Origin of the sequence: Polaribacter atrinae (assembly GCF_038023995.1) — a bacterium.
In the GTDB taxonomy this organism is placed as follows: domain Bacteria; phylum Bacteroidota; class Bacteroidia; order Flavobacteriales; family Flavobacteriaceae; genus Polaribacter; species Polaribacter atrinae.
This window is the reverse complement of the sequence record NZ_CP150660.1, coordinates 204,499-221,551: the sequence shown is the minus strand read 5'-3', so window position 1 is coordinate 221,551 and position 17,053 is coordinate 204,499. Positions and strand designations below refer to the sequence as shown.

Annotated in this window: 17 protein-coding genes; 8 read left to right on the top strand and 9 right to left on the bottom strand. The window is 29.5% G+C overall.

The window, feature by feature from the left end:
* Positions 1-45 precede the first annotated feature (45 nt).
* From WG945_RS00935 to folD, 8 genes are all read left to right on the top strand, one after another.
* Positions 46-573 carry a T9SS type A sorting domain-containing protein gene (locus WG945_RS00935; protein ID WP_068449714.1) on the top strand — a complete coding sequence of 176 codons (528 nt, stop codon included), beginning with the start codon at positions 46-48 and terminating at the stop codon, positions 571-573.
* 3 nt (positions 574-576) lie between these two features.
* Positions 577-1,257 (top strand): hypothetical protein, encoded by a 681-nt coding sequence (locus WG945_RS00930; protein WP_068449713.1) that lies wholly within the window; start codon positions 577-579, stop codon positions 1,255-1,257.
* A 7-nt stretch (positions 1,258-1,264) separates the two neighbouring features.
* The gene (locus WG945_RS00925; RefSeq protein WP_068449712.1) at positions 1,265-2,110 is read left to right on the top strand and encodes a hypothetical protein; all 846 of its coding nucleotides are present in this window, start codon (positions 1,265-1,267) and stop codon (positions 2,108-2,110) included.
* Positions 2,111-2,194: 84 nt separating this feature from the next.
* Positions 2,195-2,893, top strand: a complete 699-nt coding sequence (locus WG945_RS00920) for a hypothetical protein (protein ID WP_157603603.1) — start codon at positions 2,195-2,197, stop codon at positions 2,891-2,893.
* 131 nt (positions 2,894-3,024) lie between these two features.
* Positions 3,025-4,410: a hypothetical protein gene (locus WG945_RS00915; protein WP_068449710.1), complete on the top strand. Its 1,386-nt coding sequence runs from the start codon at positions 3,025-3,027 to the stop codon at positions 4,408-4,410.
* Positions 4,411-4,584: 174 nt separating this feature from the next.
* Positions 4,585-5,127, top strand: a complete 543-nt coding sequence (locus WG945_RS00910) for a DinB family protein (protein WP_068449709.1) — start codon at positions 4,585-4,587, stop codon at positions 5,125-5,127.
* Positions 5,128-5,390: 263 nt separating this feature from the next.
* Entirely contained in the window at positions 5,391-6,719 is a 1,329-nt protein-coding gene (gene ffh, locus WG945_RS00905) for a signal recognition particle protein (RefSeq protein ID WP_068449708.1), read from the top strand.
* 85 nt (positions 6,720-6,804) lie between these two features.
* Positions 6,805-7,680, top strand: coding sequence for a bifunctional methylenetetrahydrofolate dehydrogenase/methenyltetrahydrofolate cyclohydrolase FolD (gene folD / locus WG945_RS00900; RefSeq protein ID WP_068449707.1), 876 nt, complete (start codon positions 6,805-6,807; stop codon positions 7,678-7,680).
* A 65-nt stretch (positions 7,681-7,745) separates the two neighbouring features.
* Here the strand turns inward: folD and WG945_RS00895 are convergent, their stop codons facing one another.
* The 9 genes from WG945_RS00895 to WG945_RS00855 form a co-directional block, all read right to left on the bottom strand.
* On the bottom strand, positions 7,746-8,765 hold the full coding sequence (locus tag WG945_RS00895; protein WP_068449706.1) for an AI-2E family transporter: 1,020 nt from the start codon (positions 8,763-8,765) through the stop codon (positions 7,746-7,748).
* A gap of 80 nt (positions 8,766-8,845) precedes the next feature.
* Positions 8,846-9,211, bottom strand: coding sequence for a cupin domain-containing protein (locus tag WG945_RS00890; RefSeq protein ID WP_068449705.1), 366 nt, complete (start codon positions 9,209-9,211; stop codon positions 8,846-8,848).
* Between the two features lie 197 nt (positions 9,212-9,408).
* Complete coding sequence (locus WG945_RS00885; RefSeq protein WP_068449704.1) at positions 9,409-9,975, bottom strand: hypothetical protein; 567 nt, start codon at positions 9,973-9,975, stop codon at positions 9,409-9,411.
* 45 nt (positions 9,976-10,020) lie between these two features.
* A complete protein-coding gene (locus WG945_RS00880; RefSeq protein WP_068449703.1) occupies positions 10,021-11,592 on the bottom strand; it encodes a helicase HerA-like domain-containing protein in 1,572 nt (523 codons plus the stop codon).
* Positions 11,593-11,662: 70 nt separating this feature from the next.
* Complete coding sequence (locus tag WG945_RS00875; RefSeq protein WP_068449702.1) at positions 11,663-13,708, bottom strand: hypothetical protein; 2,046 nt, start codon at positions 13,706-13,708, stop codon at positions 11,663-11,665.
* Between the two features lie 123 nt (positions 13,709-13,831).
* Positions 13,832-14,833, bottom strand: coding sequence for a DHH family phosphoesterase (locus tag WG945_RS00870; RefSeq protein ID WP_068449701.1), 1,002 nt, complete (start codon positions 14,831-14,833; stop codon positions 13,832-13,834).
* A 351-nt stretch (positions 14,834-15,184) separates the two neighbouring features.
* A complete protein-coding gene (locus WG945_RS00865; RefSeq protein WP_068449700.1) occupies positions 15,185-15,400 on the bottom strand; it encodes a putative signal transducing protein in 216 nt (71 codons plus the stop codon).
* Positions 15,401-15,793: 393 nt separating this feature from the next.
* Positions 15,794-16,051: a nuclear transport factor 2 family protein gene (locus tag WG945_RS00860; protein WP_231874637.1), complete on the bottom strand. Its 258-nt coding sequence runs from the start codon at positions 16,049-16,051 to the stop codon at positions 15,794-15,796.
* 154 nt (positions 16,052-16,205) lie between these two features.
* Positions 16,206-16,961: a LytR/AlgR family response regulator transcription factor gene (locus WG945_RS00855; protein WP_068449699.1), complete on the bottom strand. Its 756-nt coding sequence runs from the start codon at positions 16,959-16,961 to the stop codon at positions 16,206-16,208.
* Positions 16,962-17,053 lie beyond the last annotated feature (92 nt).

Below are 17,053 nucleotides of genomic sequence, written 5' to 3'. Positions count from 1 at the left end.
TATATTTATAAAAAAAGATGCATTATAATTAAAAAGAAATTTTAAATGATTCAAAAATCATTTTACATAATACTTGTTTTATTTGTTATTGAAACACATTCTCAACAAATAAAACGAACTCTTTTAAAATCTACAATAACTACAGTAGGTGGTACTTCTTTATGCGCTATTTCTAACAGTGAAATAAGCTATAAAATTAAACAAAGTATCGGCCAATCTAGTATTATTGGCACAAAAAGTACTGGTAAAACAATAGCACAACAAGGTTTTTTAAATCAAAATAAAGTATTTAACATCAATAATTCTAACATAGACATTATTGATGCATCTCTAAACCTTGTTATTTCTCCAAATCCCTTCATAGAATACATTACACTTAGTTTTTCTAAAGAAACTAAACATAAAATTCACATTCGAATTTATGACATCAATAGTAAAATTATCTTTACTAAAAAATACTCCCCTACAGACAATTTACTTATCCCCCTAAAAAATTATAGCATCGGAACTTATATTATACACATACAAAGTGGTAATAATGAGTTTATAGAAAAGCTACTAAAAACGGAATAAGTGATGCTGAAAAATATATCAAATCATATATTTCTAACTGTTGTATTTGTTTTAACAAATTATATAACAATAGCACAACAGGTATATATAGAAACTGGTTTTGAAAATGCCTATTTTAAAGATTATATAAATAATTTAGGAAATAACACTTTAGACTTAAGTTATTCAAAAGCACAAGAGGTTTTTATAGAAAGTGGTTTTAGATTTAAATTATATGAAGAAAGATTTACGTGGGATATAGGTGCTGGATACAACAAATATAAAATCAACACTGGTTTTTACGCTGGTAATATTAGCATACCAACTACCTATAATTTAAGCTATGTAACCTTAAAAGCAGGTGTGAATTTTGCTATTGTTAATGAAAGGCGATTAAAAGTACAAATACACACTCATGCCTCTCACGATTGGCTTATTGAGGGAAAAAGAAAGTATAAAGACAATACAGTAAACCTATATAAAGAAAATACTTTTGATAAAACCTTACTCAGGTTTCATAGAGGAATAAGTGTAGAATATGTTATCCACGATAATCTATCTACCTATATAAAATATAATGTAGCTGATAGCTTTAAGGATAAAAATAAAGATAGCAATACTGAAGAAAAATATTCATTTCACACCAAGGCATTTTCCTTTGGCTTGCTATTCTATATTTTAAGATTAAACAACAGAAGATTTTAAAAATAGTATGAGGTTTTTACATAAAATAGCATTCCTTTTATTTTTAATAACCAACACCTTTGTGTTTGGTCAAACACCTGGTTTTAATTATCAGGCGTTAATTTTAAATAATGAAGAAATTCAGATTCCTGGTACAAATGTATCAGAAAATAAAGTGCCTTTAGGTTTAGAAGATATTGCTTTACGCTTTACTATAACTAATGAAGCTGGTATAGAATACATAGAAGAACACCTGATTAATACAGATGAAAACGGAATGGTTTCCGTTATTGTAGGAGAAGGAATTCCTATTAAAGAGACTTTCAATAATATTTATTGGGATGGAAAACTAAAGTACTTAAATGTTGAACTAAATATCTTGAACAATACTGATGGTTTTGTCTTTTTAGATAGCCAAAAAATACTCTACATACCTCAATCAGAAAGTAGAAACGGAAATGGAAACATAAAAGCACTAAATGGACTTTATATGAATGACAACTCGATGAAGTTAGGTGGTATTTTAATTGAACCAACAACAATTACCACAAACGAGACAAATACATTGGCTTTTATAGGATTACAAGAAAGCACAAATACTGAAGATAAAATAGTTGTTATAGATAAAAGTACAGGTATTTTAAGGCAAAAATCTACTTCTACTATCCTTCAAAAAACACAAGTAATAATAAATGCAAGAGAGGGTCAATTAGAATTTACTACTCCGCTAAACATTACAAGCATACATAAAATAGAGGTCTATAGAAATGGTGTAAATATCAATTTTACAGCAATTAACAATTCTACCATAAAATTAGAACTAGATGCAAAATGCTATCAAGATGATAAAATTAAAATAATACAATTGTATTAAAACAATACTAACACATAAACTAAAATGCCTATGAATAAAAAAGAAATGAAAAAGTAAAAGTTAAATCAATTAAAAATTAAAACTATGAAAAAAGATAATTTAAAATTAACTGTACTATGCCTTATGATAATGATAGGCACTACAATAAACGCACAAAGAACCGATACATCTACAAATGCTGCTACAGATTTTACAAAACAAGCAAATACAGTGTTAGGGGAAGCTGGAGGCTCTATTAAAGTGATTGATAATAAAGGAACAATTAAATATTTACAATCTAGTAACGGTGTAACCATGTTTACCGACACCGCACCAGATGGAGGAATAATTACAACTTGGCAATTAGGTGGTACTTTAACTGACGACACTTATATAGATGCATCTGGAGCCATTTTTGCGATTACAGGAATTAGTGGTATTGATTCTGCTGCTGGAGGTGCCGAAAATTCTGCAGCCACAACTTTTGATACTTCAGGATACTCATTATTAGTTAGAGATGAAGCTACAGGTGAAACAAAAAAGCTTTTAATGACTAATTTCATTGATGTTCTATGGGATGAAACAGAACTAACAGCAGATGTAACAGCCGATTTTACCGTTGATGCTGTTGGCATTTTAGCAACAACAAACGTAAATCGTGTATCTGTTTATAGAAATGGCGCTAAATTAAGATCTGGTACAGATTATACTATTACAACTGCAGATGTAGTTAATATTGCAGTTGCTGGTTTAGGTGGAGCGGCTTATACAGGAGATGTATTTGAAGTTCATTTTATTAAATAAATAACATTTTTAAAATTATGGTTTGTAAGATTACAAGCCATAATTTTACTTTTCTCAAAAGAATTCTAAAATTATTTTCAATAATTATCTCCCTCCATTTTTATACTATATAACTAATTTTTATAAGCAAAATGTATAACTTTTTAAAGCTACATATTATCTATTTGTTACTACTAGTAATAACAAATATTTATGCACAAGAAATTAGCGTTATAAATAATAAAGGAACCATACTTAACGTAAGAAATAATAATGTAACAAATTCAAATGCTCCTCCTATAAATCCAGTAGAAAATGATATTTGGTTTGATACTTCTTCTTTATCCACTATTATTAAAATTTATGATGGTACTACTTGGGAAAAGTTATCATCATCGGGTATAGAAGGATCTTTATTTTATGCAAGTTCCATTGGCGTACCTACAGAAAATAACTCTCAGTTATTTTGGGACACCACAAATAATAGATTCGGCATAGGTACAAACAATCCATCCCATAAACTCCACGTTACAGGAGCAATTAGATCAGAAGGAGTTTTAAATTCTAAAGGTACTGTTGGAGAACCTTCATACAGATTTAGAGATGATATAGATACAGGAATGTATAGCCCTGTCGCTGATGAAATTAGATTTTCTGTTGGTGGTATAGAAGCTCTCAATATAGATGAAATAGCAAACACTACAACTGTAACTATAAAAGAAACCCTAAAGTTAGATGGTCTTGTTTTAGATGAAAATAACTCTGCCGGAATTACTGGACAAATTTTATCTACAACTGCTACTGGTACAAATTGGATCGATGCTTCAACAATAAATTCTGACAACCAAAAAATTGATGTATACGCTTTAAATGCTGATGGTAAAAATTTAGACATCTCACTAGAAAATGATGCAGAAACAAAACTGCAAACAGATTTATCCGCATTAAAAATTGCTGGCGATGTTTCAGGAACATTAGCTGCATCAACCGTAGAAAGAATACAAAACATCAATATTTCTAACATAAATCCAACAAACGGACAAACATTAGTTTATGATAATTCAGCTTCTAAATATATACCTAAAACAATTTTTACACCTACTGTAAGCGAAAGGTATCCAAATACCACACAAACGATTGCAGAATTAGCAACGTTTACAACAATCAACTTTCAATCTCAAGATTTTGCACCAACTGCAACAGATTACACAAATACTTCAGACGGAATTATCGTACTTAAATCTGGACGTTATAAAATTACCTATAGAATAACTTCTGAAATAATAAATGGTACTCGTGTTGGAGGTGAATTTCAACTAACAAAAAATACAACACCAGTAAATAACACCAAAGCTTATAGTCACCAAACAAGTACTTTGGTCAATAAAAGTACCGTAACCATGATGAAAATTTTAGATTTAGCTACAAATGATAAAATTGGTGTTCAAGGTAGAGTCTACGAAAGCGAAAATTTAACTCCGGATAGTTTAACCATTATACCAGAAGGCAGCATGTTAACTATTGAAAAAATTAATTAAGTTGTCTGCTATACATATTCCGTCATTAACTAAAAAACTAATTTTATTAGAGACTCCTGTTATCATCAACAGAAATAAACAATCATTTAGAATTAAATGCTTTTAAAAAAGCACATTTCATAGTTACATCCATATCTCTTTTTTTTTGTATCTTACTTTCTTAATTTATTTTTGATGGAAAAAGAAGCAATTGCCGATTTGTTAGAAGAAAAACACAGGGAATTATTTGAATGGTTAAAAAAAGAGCCTATTGATAATTGGGAAAAAGGTCCCGAAGGGAAATGGACTGTTGGACAACAAATACTTCATTTGGTGAACAGTTTACAAATGCTAAATAATGCATTAAGTTACCCTCGGTTTTTTCTAAAATATAAATTTGGTTTGTGTAATAGAGAACCTAGAGATTATAAAACAATTGTAAATAAGTACCAACAAAAATTAGTAGATCATAAAGATAAAACAAAAAAGTATAATCAAAAATTAAAAAAACCTTTACAAAAAGATAGAGAACGCTTATTAACAAAGCTGCAAATACAGAGTAAAAAATTGCAATATAAAATCAAAAAAATTAGTGATATCAATTTAGACTCCTTAGTAATTCCACATCCATTAATGGGTAAAATGACCATTAGAGAAATTATTATGTGGACAGCGCATCATACAGAACATCATACAACAATTTTAAAAAAGAAGTATAATGAAGAATCTTATTGCTAACCTCATCTTATTACCACTCACCTATCTTATCCATTTTATAAATTCGAAATAAAATAGTCCAATTCCACTTTAACTTACAACTATTTTTTACTAACATTATTAAGAGTAGAATAGCATAACTCATTTAATTTTCCTTTTATTTATTTCACAAGCTTCTTTATACGCTTAATACTAAAGACAAAATAAGTAAAAAACTGTTCCTATTAAGTAGACAAATCGTCTCTAATTCATATATTTGTGTTTCCTAAAAAAGAAGACAAATTATGTTTAATAATTTAAGCGATAAATTAGATAAAGCTTTACACACCTTAAAAGGTCATGGTAAAATTACAGAGGTAAATGTTGCAGAAACATTAAAAGAAGTTAGAAGAGCATTGTTAGATGCCGATGTAAACTTTAAAATTGCTAAAGAATTTACCAAAAGAGTTCAAACCAAAGCATTAGGTCAAGACGTATTAACTACGTTAAACCCAGGGCAATTAATGGTAAAGTTAGTTAAAGATGAGCTAACAGAATTAATGGGTGGAGAAACTGTAGGTGTTAATTTAGGTGGTTCACCAACTGTAATTTTAATGTCTGGGTTACAGGGTTCTGGTAAAACTACTTTTTCAGGAAAATTAGCGAACTTTCTAAAAGACAAAAAATCTAAACAAGTTTTATTAGTTGGGTGTGATGTTTATAGACCTGCGGCAATAAATCAATTACAAGTTGTTGGAGAACAAATTGGTGTTGAAGTTTATGCAGAAGTAGGAAACAACAATCCTGTAGAAATTTCTCAAAATGCTATAAAGCATGCAAAAGCAAACGGTAAAAATGTAGTTATTATTGATACTGCCGGTCGTTTAGCTGTAGATACAGAAATGATGAATGAAATTTCTAACATTCATAAAGCTGTAACCCCACAAGAAACTTTATTTGTGGTAGATTCTATGACTGGACAAGATGCTGTAAATACTGCAAAAGCATTTAATGATATCTTAAATTTTGATGGAGTTGTTCTTACAAAATTAGATGGAGATACTCGTGGTGGAGCTGCATTGTCTATTAAATCTGTTGTTGATAAACCTATTAAGTTTATTGGTACTGGAGAAAAAATGGATGCAATAGATGTATTCCATCCAGATAGAATGGCAGATCGTATTTTAGGAATGGGAGATGTTGTGTCTTTAGTAGAAAGAGCACAAGACCAATACGACGAAGAAGAAGCTAGAAAATTACAGAAAAAGATTGCTAAAAATCAGTTTGGTTTTGATGACTTTTTAAGTCAGATTCAACAAATCAAAAAAATGGGTAGCATGAAAGATTTAGTGGGTATGATTCCTGGAGCTGGTAAAGCAATGAAAGATGTAGATATTGATGATGATGCTTTTAAAGGTATTGAAGCAATTATTCATTCTATGACACCAGAAGAAAGAAGTACACCAACAACTATAAATGCCAGTAGAAAAAAGAGAATTGCAAAAGGTTCTGGAACTTCTGTTAACGAAGTAAACCAGCTAATGAAGCAATTTAACCAAATGAGTAAAATGATGAAGATGATGCAAGGTGGCGGCGGCAAAAAGATGATGCAAATGATGCAAGGAATGAAATAAAAATATTAAAAAAGATAAACGCACGTTTATCTTTTTTTTATTTACATAATACACAACAACTAGACAACAACACAACAAACTAGAAATGATTTTATTAGACGGAAAAAAAACATCTGCAGACATTAAAGAAGAAATAGCTTTAGAAGTAAGAGATTTAAAAAATAAAGGAGCTGATACTCCACATTTAGCTGCAATAATCGTTGGAGACGACGGTGCAAGTATTACTTATGTGAATGCAAAAGTAAAAGCCTGCGAGCTTGTTGGTTTCGAATCTACTTTAATTAGATTACCAAAAGATACTACCGAAGAAGATTTATTAAATGAAATTGCAATTTTAAATATTGATAAAGATATTGATGGTTTTATTGTTCAACTTCCGTTACCAAAACATATAGATGAGCAAAAAATATTAATGGCTATAGATCCAGATAAGGATGTAGACGGATTTCACCCAACAAATGTTGGAAAAATGGCTTTAAATTTACCTACTTTTATTTCTGCAACTCCTTTTGGAATTTTAGAATTATTAGAAAGATATAAAGTTGAAACTTCTGGTAAACACGTAGTTGTTCTAGGTAGAAGCCATATTGTTGGTAGCCCAATGAGTATTTTATTATCACAAAAAAGAAAGGTTGGTAATGCAACGGTAACAATGTGCCATAGTAGAACTAAAAACTTAAAAGAAATTACCTTACAGGCAGATATTATTATTGCTGCAATTGGTATTCCTGAGTTTTTAAAAGCAGATATGGTAAAAGACCATGTTACTGTAATTGATGTTGGTATTACTCGTTTAGAGGATGCTAGTAAAAAAAGTGGATTTAGATTAGTAGGAGATGTTGCTTTTGATGAAGTTGCTAAAAAATCTGATTTTATTACACCTGTTCCTGGTGGCGTTGGACCAATGACTATTGCCATGTTATTAAAAAATACATTATTAGCTTGCCAAAGAAAAAGCTAGTTTTTACATAAAGCATAAAAAAAGCGATGAATTATATTCATCGCTTTTTTTATGTTATAAAGAATTTATTGAACATCGTTTTCAACAAATTCTTTTCTATAAATTTTTACAATTACTAAAAATAGACTGATTAAGAGTGGCCCAAAAATCAAACCGATAAACCCAAATAAAGGCACACCAACAATAACACCTATCAAAGTAATCAATGGATGAACGTCATCTAACTTTTTTAAAACCAATAGCCTTATAATATTATCTGTAGACCCAACTACAACAATCCCATAAATTAAAATTCCCCAAGCAGCAAAACTATCTCCAGAGGCTAGCGTTAGCATAAAAACAGGCAAAATACCAACAAAGGTTCCTATAAAAGGAATCATAGAACCTACAGTAACAATGGTAAACCAAAAGAAAGGATTATTTATATCGAAAATTAAAAAACCTATTAACGCAATTATACCTTGTGCAATAGCTACTAAAGGAATTCCTATGGTGTTAGAACGTACCATAGATTGCGCTTCTGAACCTATTATCTTTAAATTAACTTCGTTTATTGGCACGTATTTATAAAGAGATTTTCTTAATATGGTTTCATTAACTAACATAAAATAAAGCAAGAAATACATTAAACCTACGGATATAAATATATTAAAAGTACTACCTACAAAACCTTGTAAGCTATCTGTTATCCAACTAGAAACCTCTGCTGCATCTATACTGTCCGCAAAACTATATCCTACTTTACTTTCTAAAGAAGTTAATTGTGTTTTAAATTCTTTTACAACTTCTTCTGAATTCCCTACTACATCACTTACCTTATTTGCTAACATTAGTAAAATACCAGAAATTGGTAAAAGTATCCCTATAAAAGAAACTAAGATTAAAAAAGCCGCTGCTAAATTTGGTTTCCATTTTTTATTTACCAGATAAACCATTCCTTTTCTTAATAAAACGAAAATGGTTACAGCTCCTAAAACACCGGATAAATACGGAATTAACTCCCTAAAAATTAGAATTAAAATAAACAAAATAAGAACTAAGACAAATACTTGTCTTATCATTCTTGGTGCAATAGTATCTTTCATATGTAATATTTTGTTGCAATTTAAAAAGAATATAAAGTTAAAATGATCACTATCAATTTATAAATTACCACAAATGGTATTTACTCGTCTTCCCTATTTACCAAATCTATAGAAAAGGCAGGCATACAAATTGCCATATATTCACATGACTCTGTAAAAGGATTGGAATATTGAACTCTAGTATTTTTTTCTATTTTAATAGATTCACCTGCAGATAAAACAATCGTTTCTCCATCTATTATAAATTGTTTTTTTCCTTTTATAATATAAGTATATTCCTCAAATGCTGGTGTTTGAAAAGGTTCACTCCAACCAGAAGGCGCAATCATGTGCGCAATGCTTATTTGAGAATTTCCATTGGTGGCATTTCCAAAATGCTCTTCTATTACTTTACCGTCTGTTGTTGGAACCACAAATGGCGATTTTTGTATGGTATATTTTTTCATAATCAATATTATAAATTATTTTGCGAAAGGGATTGTAGCGGCATCCTTTTTATGTAAAAACACCTATATAATAAATATACCAAAATATTATTTATTAAATAGGTGTTTTTAAAATATCAATTTATTTTAGCATAAAAAGATATAGCGGAAAGCGCGGTTTTGTTAAAAAAATAAAACGACAAAATTTGCCCTTAAATTTAATTAAACCAAACGATAAATGATTTCATTTTTGCTAAATCTGGAATTTGCTCTTTAGTTACCTTTTTAGTAATTAGTTCTTTTAAACCTAACTCTTCTTTATCGATAGCAATTGTTGCATTTAAGTCGTTTAAAAAAAGTGTTGCAGAGGTTAAAGTTGTTTCTATTCTATTAATATTATTGTTGGCATTTATTTCTGAAAAACTAGATTTTAAATTAATACCAGATGCAGTTGTATAACGCACATCATTAATTTCGATACTTTTTATAGTTGATGTAGAATCTAATTGTTCCTTTGGTAAAATGGTAAGCAACAGCTTCCCTCCTTTTTCAAAAATGAAATACTCATCATCATCCTGAAAATAATTTTCTCCTTGTGCTCCTTCACTTAAACTCTTTACAATAGAATCATTTTTAAAAATAGTACTTAATTCTTTAATTGTAGTGGTAGTTGTAAGGGCGCCAACTTTTCCTTTTTCTATTTTAAATTTACTATTACTATCACAACTAATTATAAATAGTGAAAATGCAATTGCTATAATTGGTAAAATACTTTTTTTAATCATTTCTTTGTTTTTATTCTTTGTTTAAACGTTCTTTTTACGGTTTTGTTACTTCATTACTTTTTTTAAGATACCAAAAGCGGCTCTAATAAAAGTGGCACTTGTTAATACTTTTATCAACGGATTCTGTGCAGTACTTCTTCTTCTTGTAGTTGTTCTTGCAGCTCTTTCTTCTCTTTGTCTTTCTTTCTCTTTTTCTTTGGCTATTTTTTCTCGTTCTTTTTCATCGGCTGCTGCCTGTATGGCTTTTGCTTCTGCAATGTTTACTTGTTCTATCTTTTTATTTAATAATTCGTAAGCACTTTCTCTATCTAAGTTTTCGTTATACTTATAAAAAAGACGCGAATTGTTAATTACATTTTTCAACTCTTTGTCAGTTAAAACATCCATTCTACTCATTGGAGCACGTAACATGGTTCTTGCCAACGGAGTTGGAATTCCTTTTTCGTTTAAAACGGATACAAATGCTTCTCCAATACCTAATTGTGTTAACACCTCTTTGGTGTCATAATATTCTGAACTCGGATAATTCTCTGCCGCCAACTTAATTGCTTTTCTATCCTTAGCAGTAAAAGCTCTTAATGCATGCTGAATTTTTAAGCCTAATTGTGCTAAAATATCTTCTGGCACATCTTTAGGGTTTTGAGTTACAAAATAAAGTCCGATTCCTTTAGAACGAATTAATTTTACAATACTTTCTATTTGATTTAACAAAGCTTTAGAAGCTTCTTCGAATACCAAATGTGCTTCGTCAATAAAGATTACCAACTCTGGTCTTCCACTATCTCCTTGTTCCGGGAAAGTTTCATACACCTCAGCTAATAATTGCAACATAAAGGTAGAAAACAACTTTGGCTTGTCTTGTATATCTGTTAAACGTAAAACAGAAATAATTCCTTTTCCGTCTTGGTCTACTCGTGTTAAATCTTCTACTTCAAAAGATTTTTCCCCGAAGAATAAATCGCCACCTTGTTGTTCTATTTCTACAATTTTACGCAATATTGCTCCTGTAGAAGAAGATGAAATTCGCCCATATTCTGCTTGAATTTCTTCTTTCCCTTCATTGGTTACATACTGCAATACTTTTTTAAAATCTTTAATATCTAAAAGTGCAAATTGATTATCATCACAATATTTAAAAATGATGGCAACAATTCCGCTTTGTGTTTCTGTTAAATCTAAAATTCTTGATAATAAAACTGGTCCGAATTCTGATACCGTTGCACGCATTCTTGTTCCGTCTTGCTCAGAAATAGTAAGCACTTCTATTGGAAATTTCTGTGCTGTAAATGGAAAACCAATTTTTGCATGACGTTCGTCTATTTTTGCGTGTCCAGGACTTGCTTGTGCTAAACCAGAAAGATCTCCTTTAATATCCATTAACAAAACAGGAATTCCTTTTTCTGATAAATTCTCAGCTAAAACTTGTAGTGTTTTTGTTTTTCCTGTTCCGGTTGCTCCAGCAATTAAACCATGCCTATTTAGAGTTTTAAGTGGTATTTTTACAATAGCATCTGTCATGGTTTCTTCCCCTAACATTGCTGCACCTAATGCTATAAAATCGCCTTTGGTTTTGTAACCATTGTTGATATATTCAAAAAACTCTTCTTTCTGACTCATTTAAAACTAAATTTTGATAAAAATAATCAAAGTTTGATTGTTGTGAAATTATTTAAAGAGTTTGTTTTACTTATTTAATAATTTCTACAAAAATACCTGGAGAATCGTAGATAGAAAAGCCATAAGAACTTCTACTAGGAAAACTAGTAGACACACTAATTATATTCCCCAAATCATCTTCCATTACAAAATTTGGATATCCTTTTGTAGTTAAAGTCGTAGTCGTTTTATCTTGAAGATTATAAATAATCAATTCTTTTTTATAATCTTCACCTTGACCTGTTAGGCTAACAACATTATTTGTTCCATAAATTTCTGTTCCTGATAAATTAAAATTTAAGGTTGTTTTTGGTATTGAATAATTTAAAACCTGAGAATAATCAACTGAAGAATACATTGTATTTCTCTTTTTATTCAGAATTAAATTATTATTTACGGTAACATCACTATTATAATCAAATTTTAAAGGGATTTCTTTGATACCTTTATTTGTAATTTCTCCATTGGAAGTAACTGAATAATGGATCGCTCTACCTTCATTATTATGACTTAAAAGGATGTTGTTCTTATCTATTTTTGTTATTTCATAATTCCAACTTCCTTGATGTTCTGAAAAATGTGGTTTCTCATCAATTTTTACAAATTCTTCTCCATTTCTTTTGTAAGTAAAAACATCATCGTTATCTGATAAAATCCAGATATCATTATCTAAATAATTAAAACTATTTATTGATACATAATCTGGCTTTAAAGAATATTTAAAATTTAAAGTCTCAGCATTATACACCCATAAATCTCCAGATTGCTGAAAAAGAAGTTCTTTTCCATAACCAGAATCAACCAACCTCATCTCTACATCGTTAGAAGTTGTTGGTAGTTTAAAGGCCTCTGCAGTAACTTTATTTGTTAAGTAATTATATTTCAGTAATCGATAATAATTATTTTCTGTTTTCCCATAAAAAAAGAATGATTGCTCTTTTGCATCAAAACTTAAAAACTGTATATCTCTTAAATCTAATATTTCGGGTCTAATAAAGTTGGTTTCTATCATAGACCTATCATCATTTAAATTACTAATATTACCAAATATATTATGAGCGTAAATGGTATAAATAGGATTATTTATATACGGAGGATTCTCGTCTATAAAAGAAGTCGTATTGATATCTGTAATTATTTTTACACTTTCTATATTAGGGCTAGAATTCTCATTTTGATCTTGAACTCTAATCTCATAATGAGAAAAATAATAACCATCATACTTTTCCCAAGACAGTGTTATCTTATTATCTGCTACTGCTGCATTTTTAAAATATACATTTTCTGGAAATATGAATTCCGTATTTATATACCTCGGATCACTTTCTCCCAAAAGACCTTTATCTGTATAAATTTTAAAAAAATAACACGCTTCACTGTTAGGTAAAGGGTCTTCGTCTATAAATGTATTTAAATTAACATCTGTAATTGTTTTTAATAATGTAGCTCCGTTTAAATTACACGCTTTACCACTTCTATAAATTTCGTATTTTTCAAACGTATTGTAGCCTTTGTATGCATCCCAACCAAACTCTATGTGATTTTCAAATGGCGTTTCTTCCTTTTTTTGAAAAGTTGCAGAATACAGATCTACTTCATTTGGTGGTAAATATCGATAAGCAGTAAAGGTATATTCCTCATTAACTGCATCTCCATCAATGTCTATATTAGCTATAAAAACAAAATTATCGTTGCTTAAATTTTTAATTTTCATCACACCAGAATCGTTACTATCATTAGAGCTTAGTGTAATTATGCCGTTATTTAAAGTCCAATTTAAAATATTTTGCGTAGGTGTGCACGTATAAGATTCTTGATATACAAACTCTTCATAAGAACCTGTAGCATTATAGATAAAAAAATCTCTACCACACTCTTCTAAATTTGCATTCACCGCTACCTCAACACCGTTAACTTCTACTTTATAAATAGACCAAACCCCAAGCAAGTCTGCCTTTTTAACTTCCGTTTGTATTTTATTTTCGTTAAACAGGTTATCATCTTCACTACTACAAGAAAAAAAGAAAGAAAATAAAGCTAACACTATTAAATTAAGAACATTAGAACGCAGCATCATAAAAGTTAAATTTTGATAAAAATAAAGAAAGTTTTACTCTAGAAAAATTAAACCGACCAAATAAAAAAGGTTCTAACTTTTTATAAAGCTAGAACCTTCTTAAATTTTAAAAGACAATTGGTCTTATTTTGTAAAATATTCAGGAATCAATCCTTTCAATTTTTCTAAAGTTTCATCAACAGTTAAATCACTCATACCTCCAGAAGCATTTGCATGTCCACCTCCATTAAAATGCTCTTTTGCTAAAACATTTACTGGGTTTTCTGCTCCTTTAGATCTAAAAGAAATCTTCATTATTCCATCTCTTTCTGTAAATACAATAGCAGCTTTCATTCCTTTTATTGATAAAACCAAGTTTGCTAAACTATCAGTATCTCCTTTTTTATATTGATATTTTGCCAATTCTTCTTTAGATAAAGAAATAATTGCCACATTATAATCGTATAAAATTTCTAATTTCTCACTCATTGCATATCCTTGCAGACGCAAACGAGTTTCTGTATTATTGTCACTTAATTTTTCGTGAATTAAATGATGTTCTACTCCTGCTGCTAAAATCTTCCCTAAAACCTCGTGTGTTCTTGGTTTTACAGAATTGAATCTAAAACTACCTGTATCTGTTAAGATCCCTAAATATAAAGGGGTTCCTATTTTTTCGTCTAACAATTCTAAATGACCAGACTCTTCTATTAAATCTACAATTAATTGTGATGTTGAAGATGCTGTTGTTTCAGAAACCGTGATTGTAGGAAATTCTTCTGGATTTAAATGATGATCTATCATTATTTTCTTACAAGTTGCTGCTTCTAACAATGCTTGCATTTCTGGCCCTACTCTATTGGTTGCATTATAGTCTAAACAAAAAATTAAATCTGCTTTTTGCATTTGTGTTGTAACTTCCTCCGGATTTTCTTCCATTAAAAGAATCGACGAAGTATCTAACCAATTTAAAAAATCGGGTGCTTTATCTGGATGACAAACAACTGCTTTCTTCCTTAGTTTTTCTATAAAATAAAGCAAACCTAAAGAAGAACCTATAGAGTCTCCATCTGCAGATTTGTGTGCTGTAATAACGATGTTTGATGCAGCTTTAATTTCTGCTTCTATTTGTTGGTAAATATTCATGTAGTATGTTTTTCAATTGCAAATACCTAGCAATTGTATTTTTTTTATGAGGATGCGAAGTTAGGTTTATTATTGAAGTGAAGTAGTGAGTTCTTATTATTTAATTGCCAAGAAATTATTTAAAAATAAGTTCACTAATTTTAACCCCATAAGTAGTTGAGCCTTTAAATGAAAATATTTTCTACCTAAAAACAAAAGTAGTCTTTACAGAACAACTTTTATTTTAGTTTTAATCCACAATTATTTTTGTTCGTTCAGTAATATTTAAAAAAGCATTTGAGTAAACAATTACATTTTTTTTTATGTTTTCAGTATTAAAGTAATCTATCCGTTTTATTTCTGATGTTAATTCTACTCAATTTGATTAACTTCTGCTAAAATTTCTTTCACCCTATCTATATCTGCAGCATGAACTTGTAGCTCAACTTCAAATGATCCCATATGTGACATTATTTGAGTTGTAAATTCATTTAGTAAAAAACATTTAATTCCATCATGCTCTAAACTACTTTTTAGTATAAATAAATCGGAAACGTTATGTGATTTTTGAATTGTTATTAAGCTCATAGTATTTTTTTAGTGAATATAATAATATTGTTTTACTAAATCATAATACTTACAATTTAATCTTAGTATTACTATCTAACTTCTCTTAAATTTTGGGTTGAATCTGATCAATTCTAATTTCGGGAATTTTAGCATTGATACGTTCATTTATATTATGATAAATGAACATCATTAAAATGATTAAATCTTATCTTAATTAGGCGTTCTTATTTATTTATAAAAATATCTAATCGATTGTTGGTCGTTTGCTGAATTTTATTTCTCATAAAAGAGGTCCATCCCAATAAATAACCAGGAAGTCCCATTGCTTGCTTTGTCCAAGACCATAAATCAAAAGTTTCAAAATGTTGTATAATTTTACCATCCTTAAATTTAAAATCCGCAGAAACTTTATTAACAACTTTTCTTTTTTTGTCTCCGTAAAGATATTCTGCTTTCTGCAGTTGTTTCTATATTACTAAAGTTAATAATAGTGTCTTGCTTTTTCTGAGATAGTAGCATTTCCCACATTTTAAAAGCTCTATCGCCTTCTAGTTTTCCGAATACAGCATCTTTAAAGACAATATCCTTATGATAACATTCTAGCATTCCTGTTACATTTCCATTAGAAAATGACGTGTAAAACTTCTTTATTATTTCTTTATTATCCATTTAGTTGCTGTTTTTTAATTGAGTTTAATGTTAACGATGATATCACATCGTTTCAAAGTCCAATTATCAGAGCTTAGCGAAGTTATAAGAAAATACGCATGCAGACAAATTTAACAACAAACCTAAGGTTTCCTTTAAGAGTAAATTAACGGTTTCAGTCAATCCAATTTTTAAAATCTTTTACACGTTCTCTACTTACAATAATTTCTGTTTCGGTATACGAATGTAAAATCAATTTTAAACGAGAATTAGAAAAGGCAATAATGTCTTTTATCGCATTTATGTTTACTATAAAAGTACGGTTTACTCTAAAAAAATGTTCCGGATTTAATTGTTCTTGCCAACACTCTAAAGAATGATCTAACAGATGATTTCTATTTTCCTTGGTATGAATATAGGTCGATTTATTTTCGCTGTAAAAACACTCTACCTCATCTATATTTATAATTTTTATATGCTGTCCTACTTTAATTGTCAGTCTTTTCTTAAATTTTCTATCTACTGGGTTTACCAATAATCTACGAATATCATCTAAGTTTACTTGAACATCTGTTTGTTTTGGTTGATGTTCTTTAAACTTATCTACCGCAACTTTTAGTTCGTCTTCATCTAAAGGTTTTAATAAATAGTCGATGCTATTTAGCTTAAAGGCTTTTAATGCATATTCATCATAAGCAGTCGTAAAAATAATGGCAGATTTTACTTCAATTTCTTCAAAAATCTCAAAAGACAAACCATCAGAAAGTTGAATGTCTAAAAATATTAAATCTGGATGTTCATTGTTTTGCAACCAATTTAAAGACTCTTCTACAGAATGTAACATCTGCTGAACTTCTAAATTTAATGCTGCTAACATTCGGTTTAACCTTCTTGCTGCAGGTTTTTCATCTTCAATTATTAATACATTCATTTTTTATTAAATTTTAGACTTCTTCTGATATTTGTATCTGTTATTATTCAACTATTTAGATTCCTCCATCGCTTAAAAAGCTTATTTCTCAA

Bases quoted from the DNA above. Each gene is read 5' to 3' on its own strand.
- WG945_RS00855 (WP_068449699.1), bottom strand. From the start codon at position 16,961: ATGAATGTATTAATAATTGAAGATGAAAAACCTGCAGCAAGAAGGTTA.
- WG945_RS00870 (WP_068449701.1), bottom strand. From the start codon at position 14,833: ATGAATATTTACCAACAAATAGAAGCAGAAATTAAAGCTGCATCAAAC.
- WG945_RS00915 (WP_068449710.1), top strand. From the start codon at position 3,025: ATGTATAACTTTTTAAAGCTACATATTATCTATTTGTTACTACTAGTA.
- WG945_RS00935 (WP_068449714.1), top strand. From the start codon at position 46: ATGATTCAAAAATCATTTTACATAATACTTGTTTTATTTGTTATTGAA.
- WG945_RS00920 (WP_157603603.1), top strand. From the start codon at position 2,195: ATGAAAAAAGATAATTTAAAATTAACTGTACTATGCCTTATGATAATG.
- WG945_RS00885 (WP_068449704.1), bottom strand. From the start codon at position 9,975: ATGATTAAAAAAAGTATTTTACCAATTATAGCAATTGCATTTTCACTA.
- WG945_RS00925 (WP_068449712.1), top strand. From the start codon at position 1,265: ATGAGGTTTTTACATAAAATAGCATTCCTTTTATTTTTAATAACCAAC.
- WG945_RS00880 (WP_068449703.1), bottom strand. From the start codon at position 11,592: ATGAGTCAGAAAGAAGAGTTTTTTGAATATATCAACAATGGTTACAAA.
- WG945_RS00930 (WP_068449713.1), top strand. From the start codon at position 577: ATGCTGAAAAATATATCAAATCATATATTTCTAACTGTTGTATTTGTT.
- WG945_RS00875 (WP_068449702.1), bottom strand. From the start codon at position 13,708: ATGATGCTGCGTTCTAATGTTCTTAATTTAATAGTGTTAGCTTTATTT.
- WG945_RS00910 (WP_068449709.1), top strand. From the start codon at position 4,585: ATGGAAAAAGAAGCAATTGCCGATTTGTTAGAAGAAAAACACAGGGAA.
- ffh (WP_068449708.1), top strand. From the start codon at position 5,391: ATGTTTAATAATTTAAGCGATAAATTAGATAAAGCTTTACACACCTTA.
- WG945_RS00895 (WP_068449706.1), bottom strand. From the start codon at position 8,765: ATGAAAGATACTATTGCACCAAGAATGATAAGACAAGTATTTGTCTTA.
- WG945_RS00865 (WP_068449700.1), bottom strand. From the start codon at position 15,400: ATGAGCTTAATAACAATTCAAAAATCACATAACGTTTCCGATTTATTT.
- WG945_RS00890 (WP_068449705.1), bottom strand. From the start codon at position 9,211: ATGAAAAAATATACCATACAAAAATCGCCATTTGTGGTTCCAACAACA.
- WG945_RS00860 (WP_231874637.1), bottom strand. From the start codon at position 16,051: ATGGATAATAAAGAAATAATAAAGAAGTTTTACACGTCATTTTCTAAT.
- folD (WP_068449707.1), top strand. From the start codon at position 6,805: ATGATTTTATTAGACGGAAAAAAAACATCTGCAGACATTAAAGAAGAA.